The 2231-nt window shown below is 74.9% G+C and carries 1 protein-coding gene; it reads left to right on the forward strand.

The window, feature by feature from the left end:
* Positions 1-41 precede the first annotated feature (41 nt).
* Positions 42-2231, forward strand: a 2190-nt coding sequence (gene treY, locus ACYVE9_RS23815; RefSeq protein ID WP_461029947.1) for a malto-oligosyltrehalose synthase, incomplete at its 3' end; no start/stop codon positions are given.

Consider the following 2231-nt stretch of genomic DNA (forward strand, 5'->3'; position numbering starts at 1 on the left):
CCGCCTTGACGCCCCGCCCGGCCCGGCGAAGAATTCCCTCCGTGTCCTCGTCGGCAGTGCCCCCTGCTCGGATCCCGACCGCCACCTACCGCCTGCAGATCCAGCCGGACTACCCGTTGCCGGCAGCGGCCCGCGACGTCCCGTACCTGGCCTCACTGGGCGTCTCCCACCTGCACCTCTCGCCCGTGCTGGAGGCCGTGCCCGGCTCCGGGCACGGCTACGACGTCACCGACCCCGGCCGGGTCCGGGACGAACTGGGCGGCGAGCCGGCCCTGCGTGAGCTGTCGCGAACGGCCCGTGCGCACGGACTCGGCCTGATCCTGGACATCGTGCCGAACCACATGGCGCTGCCGGCCGACACCGCGCTCAACGGCCCGCTGTGGGAGGTGCTGCGGCACGGGCCGGAGTCCCCCTGGGCCCGCTGGTTCGACATCGACTGGGCGGCCGGCAACGGCCGCGTGCTGCTGCCGGTGCTGGGTGGCCGGCTGGGCGGCCAACTCGACGCGCTGACCGTGGAGAACGGCGAACTCCGCTACGGCCCGCACCGCTTCCCGCTGCGCGACGGCACCGAGCCGCTTCCGCTGCCGGAGCTGCTGGACGCGCAGCACTACCGGCTCGCCTGGTGGCGGCTGGCCCGCACCGATCTCAACTACCGGCGGTTCTTCTCCATCTCCGAACTGATCGGCGTCCGGGTGGAGGACCAGCAGGTCTTCGACGCCGTCCACGAGCGCGTCCTCGCGCTGCTGCACGACGGCGTGGTGCACGGGCTGCGCATCGACCACCCGGACGGCCTCACCGACCCCGTCGGCTACCTGCGGCGCCTGCGCACCGCCACCGGCGGCGCCTGGACGGTGGTGGAGAAGATCCTCGCTGTCGACGAGTCGCTGCCCGCCGACTGGCAGGCCCACGGAACCACCGGCTACGACGCGCTGCGCCACCTCGACGGCCTGTTCGTCGACCCGCACGGCGCCGACGAACTGACCCGCGCCTACCGCGACTTCACCGGTGTCCCGGCGGACCGCGGCGGGGAGTGGGCGGCGACGGTACGGGCCGCCGCGCACGAGGTGATCGGCCTCGAACTGGCCGCCGAGGTCGCCCGGTTGGTGCGGGTGGCCCGCCGAGTGCTGGACGAGTCGCCCGACCCGGCCCACCGCGACCACGCCGACTGGGCCCTGGCCCACGCGATCCGCGAGATCCTGGTCCGGCTGCCCGTCTACCGGATCTATCCGCCGGCCGGCCCGGCCGAGACCGAGTTGCTCACCGCGGCGGCCCGGGAGGCGCGCACGGCGTTCACCGTGCCCGAGGAGGCCGACACGCTCGACGTGGTGTGCGCGCTGGCCCTGCGGCACCACGAGTTCGCGCCCCGCTTCGCGCAGGTCAGCGCCGCACTGCGGGCCAAGTCCGTGGAGGACACCGCCTTCTACCGCTACGTGCCGCTGCTCTCCACCGCCGAGGTGGGCGGCGATCCCGGACGGCCCGCCGTCGGGCCGAGCGAGTTCCACGCCTTCTGCGGGCGCCAGCAACGTGACTGGCCGGCCACCGGCACCGTGCTGTCCACCCACGACGCCAAGCGGAGCGCGGACGTCCGGGCGACGCTGGCCGTGCTGAGCGAATGCCCCGAACGGTGGACGGCGCTGCTGGAGGAGGTCACCGACGGCACCGGCGACCGGCACACCGCCTGGCTGGTCTGGCAGACCGCCTTCGGCCTCGGCCGGGCCGACCGCGAGCGGCTGCTGCCCGCGGTGCTGAAGTCGGTGCGGGAGGCCGGACTGCGCACCAGCTGGACCGAGCAGGACGCCGACTACGAGCGGGAGGTCGAACGGCTGGTCGACACCGGGCCGTGCGGACCACCGGGCCGCGCCCTGGGCGCGCTGGCCGCCGAACTCGACGCCGCCGCCCGCGCCAACACCCTCTCCATGGCGCTGCTGCACCTGACCATGCCCGGCGTGCCCGACGTCTACCAGGGGACCGAGCAGCCCTACCGGGCCCTCGTCGACCCCGACAACCGGCTCCCGCAGCGGTTTCCCGCCGCGCTGCCCGCCGGGGACGTGCCCGGCGACGCGGAGGAGAAGCTGCGGCTCACCGCCACCGCGCTGCGCCTGCGCCGGGACCACCCGGACTGGTTCGGCGCGGACGGCACCTACGAGCCGTTGCCCGCCGCGGGAACGGCCGCCGAGCACTGCGTCGCCTTCCTGCGCGCCGGCCGGGTGCTGCCGGTGGCCACCCGAGAT

This window comes from Streptomyces sparsus, from assembly GCF_054776295.1.